Raw genomic sequence first — 8,737 nt, 5'->3', positions numbered from 1 at the left:
GTTTGTCATCAGTCTGACTAGATATTGCATATGCTATATCTAGTTTATATCTAAGGCTATCTCGTCCCAAATACCACTATCGTTTTACCGTGAGCGGAGATTAGCCCATCATCTTCAAGCATTTTTAAGATACGTCCAACTGTTTCACGAGAGCACCCCACCATTTGTCCAATTTCTTGGCGAGTAATTTTAATTTGCATACCTTGTGGGTGAGTCATCGCATCTGGCATTTTGGCTAGGTTCATTAAGGTTTGTGCAATACGCCCTGTTACATCTAAAAAAGCAAGGTTACTTACTTGGCGAGATGTCATTCGTAAACGGCGAGCCATTTGAGCGGATAAATACATTAAAATATCGGGGTTTAAATGTACAAGCTGTTTAAACTTCTTATAAGAAATTTCCGCAATTTCACAATTACCTTTGGTTCTAACCCAAGCGGTGCGTGGCTGAGTTCGCTCTTCAAATAAGCTAATCTCACCAACAAACTCTCCTTGTCCAAGATTAGTTAAGAGCATCTCTTTGCCGTCATCATCTTTAATAAATACCGAAACTGAACCGTTTACGATATAAAACAGAGATTCCGCATCTTCCCCTGCGTGAATAAGCGTATATTTCGCAGGATAACGATGGATATGGCAGTGAGTTAAAAACCACTCTACTGCTGGATCGTGAATTGATGGTAAAGGGGATACATTTTCAAGTTGAGCGGTAGAAATAGAAACATCTTGCATATAATAAGCCTTTTAATCCATTTACAGCATAATTTGCTTGCGTAATTTTAGCACAAATTCATTAATTCCCTAAGAAAGATTTTTTGTCTTTAATATCAAGGCTTTCGTGTAGTTCAGACCACACAATCACAACTTGATCAGCTTTTAACTGAGCCAGTAATCTCTCCCTTTTTTCAACGAGCGAAAGCTCTCTAACACCGTAATCCGTCCCTTCTCGTAAGATAAAAGAGTCGAGAATGTTGTTCAGCGTTGTTTCTTCCAAAGACTGCCAAGGAATAATCATTATCTATCCTATGTAGAAAACTAATAGAAAATCGGCTTAATCAACGCCCACTGTTTTTCAAAGTGTTGATGCTGATTAAACGTAAAGTTTGAGCGAACAAGGCGTAAAAACTGCCCTTCACAGAAATTAACCAAATAACCTGCTAATGCACGCTCATCGGCAAAGGCTCGCCCTTCTTTTAGCTTACGCATTTGAAGAATATTGACAAATTGTAGCTCTAACCCATCGAAAAATTTAGCAACACGAGCTTTAAGCTCTTTATCTTCAAACATCAAAGCGTGCCCTGTTAGAATGCGTGTCACCCCAGGGTTTTTTTGAGCAAATTCTAAAATCGTTTGCAAGATTGCCTTAACTGCTAATTCGGTATTTTCTTTTCGTTTACTCGCATTGATATAGCTAGTTAAAGTAAATTCAATTCGCTCAATTAGGGCTTCAAACATTTTGGTTTTGCTTGGAAAATAGCGGTATAACGCCCCTTCCGAGACCCCAACTGCAGCCGCCAAACGCTCCGTTGTAATACGTTGCATTCCTGTTTCAGAATTGAGTAAACCAATCAACACTTCCAGCACTTGTTGCTGACGCTCTTTAATAGATTTTTTTGGCATTTTCACGACAATTTCTGTCATTTTATCCCCTTTTTACAAATTTTTAGCAGAAACTCACCGCTTATTACTGCTTACCTGAATGTCCAAAACCACCTTCACCACGTTCAGTAGCGGTAAAATCTTCTACTACATTAAATTGAGCTTGCACCACTGGCACAAAAACAAGCTGAGCAATGCGATCTCCCACATTTACCGTAAAGGCTTCTTGGCTTCTGTTCCATAATGAAACCATTAATGGACCTTGATAATCACTGTCTATTAAGCCAACTAAATTACCTAAAACGATCCCATTTTTATGCCCCAATCCCGATCGTGGTAAAATTACCGCTGCCAAACTTGGATCTGCAATATAAATAGAGATCCCTGTTGGGATTAGCACAGTTTGCCCTGCTTCGACCGTTAAAGGTTCATTGATTAACGCTCTTAAATCCAATCCAGCTGAACCTTCTGTGGCGTAAGTTGGAAGTGGAAATTCATTGCCAATACGGCTATCTAAAATTTTTAAATCGATCTGTTTCATTTTATTTCCTTGTAAATCTTTAAGCGGAATTTCAAGCTGATAATAAATTAACTAAAGAGCCTTTGGCAAAAGTTGGAAAAGCCCCTTCGCCTAAGTGATCTTGAACAACCTCCAACTTCATCGCACCGTCCCATACAACTCAATAATCTCATTGACTAAATGTGTAGCAAGCTGGCTTTTGTCGGTAAGCGGTAAGATTTTCTCACCATTTTGCCAAAAGAGCTGAAGGCTATTTTGTTCTGAGCCGAAAACTTGCCCTGAAGAAACATCATTAGCACAAATTAAATCTAAGCCTTTTCGTACTAGTTTACTTTTCGCATATTCTGCTACATTTTCTGTTTCTGCAGCAAAGCCCACAGTAAAAGGACGCTGTTCAGCCAAATTCGCCACAGTAGCAATAATATCGGGGTTTTTGACTAATTTAAGCGTTAAATGATCATTATCTGCGGTTTTCTTGATTTTTTGTTCTGCAACCTGTTCAACTCGATAATCTGCCACTGCCGCACAACCGATAAAAATGGCAGATTGTTGTGCAAATCTTACCGCTTGTTGTGCCATTTCTTGTGCTGAAATCACATCGACTCGCTCAACATTATTTGGGGTCGATAAATTTACCGGACCGCTAATTAAGGTTACTGTTGCCCCCCGTTTAGCAAAGGCTTCTGCAATCGCAAATCCCATTTTGCCTGAGCTATGATTGCTGATATAACGAACGGGATCAATCGCTTCACGAGTTGGTCCTGCGGTAATCGTAACCGTTAATCCTTGCAGATCTTGTGTTACTGAAAAATGCTGTGCGATATGTTGGAAAATTTCTGCGGGTTCAGACATTCGTCCTTCCCCCATATCACCACAAGCTTGAAATCCACTATTTGGTCCAACGGTCGATACACCTTGTGTACGCAGATTTTGCAAATTTTGTTGTACAACCGACCGCTTGTACATCTGTTGATTCATCGCTGGAGCTAACATTATTGGGGCAGATGTCGCTAAACAGAGCGTTGAAAGTAAGTCATTGCCCATTCCAATTGCTAGTCTTGCAATAAAATCTGCTGTCGCAGGAGCGATAACGATTAAATCCGCCCATTTTGCTAACTCAATATGCCCCATTGCCAGCTCCGCTTGCGGATCGAGCAAAGATTGTGAAACCGCATTACCTGAAATCGCTTGTAGAGTCAGTGATGTTACAAAGGCTTCTGCCGCAGGTGTAAGAACAACTCGAACATCTGCATTCGCTTTTTTTAGCAGACGAATCAGTTCAATCGTTTTATACGCTGCGATACCGCCAGTAATTCCAACAACAATTTTTTTGTTTTTGAGCATAGTAAGGTCGCTTTTAGAAATAAAAAGCTATTTTACGCAAATAGGCACTTGCTCACAACGCCCTATTTTTGCGATCTCGATCGAAAAACTAGCTAAAGCCTTTTGGTATAAGGTTTGCTTTCTTTTATGCTTTTTCCGCCAAGATTTAATTGAGTAAAAAATATGAAACAAATATCTAATAACCTAATGCCGAGAGAAAAATTATTACAATTCGGTGCAAAATCTTTAACTGATGAAGAGCTACTCGCCATTTTTTTACGCACAGGGGTAAAAGGATTGCCAGTGATGGAACTCTCTAATCAAGTATTAAATACCTTTGGTTCGTTGCGTGGCTTACTGACTGCAAACGTAGATGATTTCTGCCAAGTAAAAGGTTTAGGGCAAACTCAATATATTCAACTACAAGCAACAAAAGAGATGACAAAACGCTATTTATCACAGCAGATGGAAGTTAATGAAACAATCAGTGCTCCCTACTTAGCGGTAATGTATTTCCAATCGGAGCTTGAAGATGATGAACGTGAAGTTTTTATGGTACTCTTTTTAGATAATCAACACCGTTTGATTAAACAAGAAAAGTTATTTTTTGGTACGATCAATCAGGCATCGGTGCACCCACGAGAGATCATCAAGGCCGCACTAAAATATAATGCGGCTGCCATTATTGTGGCACATAACCACCCATCTGGTAATTGCAAACCAAGTGAAGCAGATCGTTATTTAACTCGAAAGATCGAAATGGCGTGCGATCTTGTTGATATTCGCTTGGTAGATCATATTATTGTTGGAAAAGGTGATTATTTTTCATTCGAAGAAGAGAAGTTTGATGCAGAAAATGAGCAAATTTCCCCTTGAATGAAAAATACAAAGCAAGTATAATTCGCAGTCTTTAAAATAGTCTGTGGGTCGGGTTATGCACCTGACGAGGTCGTCAGATGGAGTTGAGCCCTTCTGATAGCCCGAACCATTTAGCTTAAGCTTAAGTAATATCGGAGAATTAAAAATGTCTAGAGTCTGTCAAGTAACAGGCAAGCGTCCAGCAGTTGGTAACAACCGTTCGCACGCAATGAATGCGACAAAACGTCGTTTTCTACCAAACCTTCACACTCACCGTTTCTGGGTTGAGAGCGAAAACCGTTTCGTAACTTTACGCTTAACAGCGAAAGGTATGCGTATTATTGATAAAAAAGGCATTGATGCAGTATTAGCTGAAATCCGTGCTCGTGGCGAAAAAATCTAAGGAGTAACCAATGGCAGCTAAAGGTAATCGCGAGAAGATCAAATTAGTTTCAACTGCTGAAACTGGTCACTTCTACACAACAACTAAAAACAAACGTAATATGCCAGAAAAAATGGAAATCAAAAAATTTGATCCAGTTGTGCGTAAACACGTTGTTTATAAAGAAGCAAAAATCAAATAATTTTTGTTTTAGATTTGAGGAACCCAGCTTATGCTGGGTTTTTTATTTTCAGCCTTAGCGATCGTTTGCATTTATAATGGCTATTATTTGTAAGATCTATTAAAGTCGCTCAAAAACCCCTTTCTTTTTTTATAAAAAGCAGTAGTATTATCCGCCTTAAATATAACCCTATATTTAAGCCAAAACTCTGTTTCCAACCTATCCCATTCTCTCGGGAATAAATAGGGTAAAAACAAAAAAGCTGAAACGCTTTTTTTAATAAGTAGCGAGTCAAATGCCCCAAGGCATCTTATTTTTAGAATAAGAAAGCTTAGGCTTCCCGCAAGGCACCCGACTTATTTTTTTAACCTCTTATAGAAGGTCTATTAAACAAATGACAAACACGCCTGTAAATCCGATCAACCAAGCGACCAATGAATATTATTTAACCCGTCAAAATGAGATGGAGTCGAATGTTCGCAGTTATCCACGCAAATTACCTTTAGCGATTGCTAAAGCACAAGGTTGTTGGGTAACCGATGTTGAAGGAAACGAATACTTAGATTGTTTGGCAGGGGCTGGTACTTTGGCTCTTGGTCATAACCACCCTGATGTAATCAAAGCAATTCAAGATGTCTTAGCCAGTGGATTGCCTTTGCATACCCTTGATTTAACCACCCCATTAAAAGATGCCTTTACAGAAGAATTACTCTCTTTCTTCCCAAAAGGTGAATACCGTTTACAATTTTGTGGCCCAAGCGGTGCAGACGGTACAGAAGCAGCAATCAAATTAGCGAAAACCTATACTGGACGTGGTAATGTGATTTCATTTTCTGGTGGCTATCACGGAATGACTCACGGTTCATTATCAATGACAGGTAATCTTAATGCTAAAAATGCCGTTCAGAATTTAATGGCTGGTGTACAGTTTATGCCATATCCACACGAATATCGTTGTCCATTAGGCATCGGCGGAGAAGCGGGTGTAGATGCCCTTACCTACTATTTCGAAAACTTTATTGAAGATGTGGAAAGCGGTGTAGTTAAACCAGCAGCGGTTATCTTAGAAGCTATTCAAGGCGAAGGTGGCGTGGTTACTGCACCAGTGAAATGGCTACAAAAAATTCGTGAAGTGACTAAAAAACACGGTATTGTATTGATTTTAGATGAAGTTCAAGCAGGGTTCTGTCGTTCAGGCAAAATGTTTGCCTTTGAACACGCAGGTATCGAGCCTGATGTGGTGGTAATGTCTAAAGCCGTTGGTGGTAGCTTACCATTAGCAGTATTAGCCATCAAAAAAGAGTTTGATGCGTGGCAACCAGCAGGACACACAGGTACGTTCCGCGGTAATCAATTAGCAATGGCAACAGGTTATGCGTCTTTAAAAGTAATGAAAGAACAGAACCTAGCTCAAAATGCACAACAGCGTGGCGATTTCTTACAGGCAGAGTTGAAAAAACTTGCTCAGCAATTTGGTTGTATCGGCAACGTGCGTGGTAAAGGTTTAATGATCGGTATTGAAATTGTCGATGAACGCCAACCACAAGATCGTATCGGTGCTTACCCAGCCGATGGTGTATTAGCCTCAGAAATTCAAAAAGCTTGCTTTAAACACAAATTACTCCTTGAGCGTGGTGGACGTGGCGGTAATGTAGTGCGTATCCTTTGCCCGTTAATCATTACTCAATCAGAATGTGAAGAGATGATTAAACGCTTTACCCAAGCAGTACAAGATGCACTAAAAGCGACTCGTAGCTAAAAGCCAATATCATAAATTCTGCCCCACTTATTATGGGGCAGAATTTTACTCTTTAGGAAATAATCAATGACAACTCTTGAAAAACATAAACAGGCGCTGTTCTGTAACGATTCACAATCTATTGCCGACTACCAATCCGCAATGCAAAATGCAGTACAAGCGGTAAGTTCTTGGCTACAAAATACAAAAATGTACACTGGCGGTAGCATTAAACAACTCCGCTCAGAAATTGCATTCCAACCGTCTAAACAAGGTCTAGGTGTTGAACAATCCCTTAACCGCTTAGTTGAATTATTCTTAAATAAGAGTTTGAAGGTTCATCACCCACACTCTTTAGCACACTTACACTGTCCAACAATGGTGACTAGTCAAATTGCTGAAGTGCTAATTAACGCCACCAATCAGTCAATGGACTCTTGGGATCAAAGTCCTGCTGGTTCACTAATGGAAGTTCAGCTTATTGAATGGTTGCGTGAAAAAGTTGGCTACGGTAAAGGGCAAGCTGGTGTATTCACATCAGGCGGTACACAGTCTAACTTAATGGGCGTGTTATTAGCTCGTGATGCGTGTATTGCTAAGCATTGGAAGAACAGTGACGGTAGCGAATGGTCTGTACAACGAGATGGTATTCCTGCAGAAGCAATGCAAAAAGTGAAAGTAATCTGTTCTGAAAATGCACACTTCTCAGTACAAAAAAATATGGCAATGATGGGAATGGGTTTCCAATCTGTTGTTACTGTACCTTGTAATGCCAATGCACAAATGGATGTTACTGCACTTGAAAAAACCATTGCGGATCTCACCGCTCAAGGCAAAATTGTTGCTTGCGTAGTGGCAACTGCGGGAACAACTGATGCAGGGGCAATTGATCCATTAAAAGCCATTCGCACTGTTACCGACAAATATGGTATTTGGATGCACGTTGATGCTGCTTGGGGTGGTGCATTATTACTCTCTAATGAATACCGTAATTGGTTAGACGGTATTGAATTAACCGACTCAGTAACCCTTGATTTCCACAAACATTTCTTCCAAACTATCTCTTGTGGGGCATTCTTACTGAAAGATGAAGCAGAATATCGCTATATTGATTACAAAGCTGATTATCTCAATTCAGAATATGATGAAGAACACGGTGTACCAAACTTAGTGGCAAAATCGTTACAAACAACTCGCCGTTTTGATGCCTTAAAACTATGGTTTACGGTTGAGGCTTTAGGCGAAGAGTTATACGCCTCAATGATCGACCACGGTGTAAAATTAACGCGTGATGTTGCCGCTTATATCAATGCCACTGAAGGCTTAGAGTTACTTGTTGAGCCACAATTTGCATCAGTCTTGTTCCGAGTTAAACCAACTGACTATCCAGTGGAATTTATTGATGCACTCAACCAAAATGTTGCTGATGAACTCTTTGCACGAGGTGAAGCAAACATTGGGGTAACAAAAGTCGGTAACGTGCAGTCGTTGAAAATGACAACACTCAGCCCAATCGCAACTTTAGATAATGTCAAAGCCCTACTTGAACAAGTATTGAGTGAGGCAGAGCGTATTAAAGATGCTATTGTACAGGGTAACTACACCCCTGCTATCGACTAACAAAAATGGCTTAAAGGGTTACCTTTAAGCCCAGACCGCTAACAAACCTCTAGACATCTCTCTAGAGGTTTGATCTAATAGGCATATTGAAAAAGGAAATGCCTATGCTTAAAAATACTACTTCTCCTCAATATGAATTTAAGATGATAAGTCTTGAGCAACTGGTGAAAGAGATTAAGGTCAATGTGGCTTACCGTTGGTTGTTTAGTCCAACTTTTGGGGTGCAGATCAAAATTTGAAATATACTAGAACTTGCGTATATTGATGGAAATGAAGCTTGGTTTTATCAAACCCCGTGCCGTAAAACTCCGTCCTTCAGGGCGGAGATATAAGGCACAAACGACATAGCCGTTTCAAACCTAACTAATCGAGTGTTTGCTGTTGCTCAATGTATTGGCGAATAATCGAATGGTGTGTCTAATTAAAAACACAATGTCTGCCGTGTCTAATTTCAGTTTCTTTTTTCATAGACCAAGTGTAGAATGTGGTAAAAATTACATTCTAAACCTTGTCAATG

At 39.9% G+C, this 8,737-nt stretch carries 11 protein-coding genes; 6 read left to right on the top strand and 5 right to left on the bottom strand.

The genetic code is table 11. The annotated features are described in order from the left end of the window. Positions 1–56: 56 nt before the first annotated feature. The 5 genes from crp to coaBC form a co-directional block, all read right to left on the bottom strand. Complete coding sequence (gene crp / locus A1D25_RS09205; RefSeq protein ID WP_157395383.1) at positions 57–731, bottom strand: cAMP-activated global transcriptional regulator CRP; 675 nt, start codon at positions 729–731, stop codon at positions 57–59. Between the two features lie 61 nt (positions 732–792). Continuing rightward, entirely contained in the window at positions 793–1,014 is a 222-nt protein-coding gene (locus A1D25_RS09200; protein ID WP_157395382.1) for a YheU family protein, read from the bottom strand. 20 nt (positions 1,015–1,034) lie between these two features. Next, positions 1,035–1,640: a nucleoid occlusion factor SlmA gene (gene slmA, locus A1D25_RS09195; protein WP_157395381.1), complete on the bottom strand. Its 606-nt coding sequence runs from the start codon at positions 1,638–1,640 to the stop codon at positions 1,035–1,037. Positions 1,641–1,683: 43 nt separating this feature from the next. Further along, positions 1,684–2,139: a dUTP diphosphatase gene (gene dut / locus A1D25_RS09190; RefSeq protein ID WP_157395380.1), complete on the bottom strand. Its 456-nt coding sequence runs from the start codon at positions 2,137–2,139 to the stop codon at positions 1,684–1,686. Between the two features lie 117 nt (positions 2,140–2,256). After that, complete coding sequence (gene coaBC / locus A1D25_RS09185; RefSeq protein ID WP_157395379.1) at positions 2,257–3,462, bottom strand: bifunctional phosphopantothenoylcysteine decarboxylase/phosphopantothenate--cysteine ligase CoaBC; 1,206 nt, start codon at positions 3,460–3,462, stop codon at positions 2,257–2,259. Between the two features lie 162 nt (positions 3,463–3,624). Here coaBC and radC point away from each other — a divergent pair, with 162 nt between their 5' ends. The 6 genes from radC (at position 3,625) to A1D25_RS11190 (ending at position 8,459) form a co-directional block, all read left to right on the top strand. Then, positions 3,625–4,317 (top strand): RadC family protein, encoded by a 693-nt coding sequence (gene radC / locus A1D25_RS09180; RefSeq protein WP_157395378.1) that lies wholly within the window; start codon positions 3,625–3,627, stop codon positions 4,315–4,317. Positions 4,318–4,465: 148 nt separating this feature from the next. Next, positions 4,466–4,702, top strand: a complete 237-nt coding sequence (gene rpmB, locus A1D25_RS09175; protein WP_006251446.1) for a 50S ribosomal protein L28 — start codon at positions 4,466–4,468, stop codon at positions 4,700–4,702. Between the two features lie 10 nt (positions 4,703–4,712). Then, on the top strand, positions 4,713–4,883 hold the full coding sequence (gene rpmG / locus A1D25_RS09170) for a 50S ribosomal protein L33 (protein WP_005624479.1): 171 nt from the start codon (positions 4,713–4,715) through the stop codon (positions 4,881–4,883). A 373-nt stretch (positions 4,884–5,256) separates the two neighbouring features. Further along, on the top strand, positions 5,257–6,621 hold the full coding sequence (locus tag A1D25_RS09165) for a diaminobutyrate--2-oxoglutarate transaminase (protein ID WP_157395377.1): 1,365 nt from the start codon (positions 5,257–5,259) through the stop codon (positions 6,619–6,621). A gap of 66 nt (positions 6,622–6,687) precedes the next feature. Continuing rightward, positions 6,688–8,220, top strand: a complete 1,533-nt coding sequence (gene ddc / locus A1D25_RS09160; protein ID WP_157395376.1) for an L-2,4-diaminobutyrate decarboxylase — start codon at positions 6,688–6,690, stop codon at positions 8,218–8,220. Positions 8,221–8,324: 104 nt separating this feature from the next. Next, positions 8,325–8,459 (top strand): transposase, encoded by a 135-nt coding sequence (locus A1D25_RS11190; RefSeq protein ID WP_162853280.1) that lies wholly within the window; start codon positions 8,325–8,327, stop codon positions 8,457–8,459. The last annotated feature ends 278 nt before the right edge of the window (positions 8,460–8,737 follow it).

It is taken from the genome of Ursidibacter arcticus (assembly GCF_009761375.1).
GTDB lineage: Bacteria > Pseudomonadota > Gammaproteobacteria > Enterobacterales > Pasteurellaceae > Ursidibacter > Ursidibacter arcticus.
This window is presented reverse-complemented; position numbering and strand designations above follow the sequence as displayed.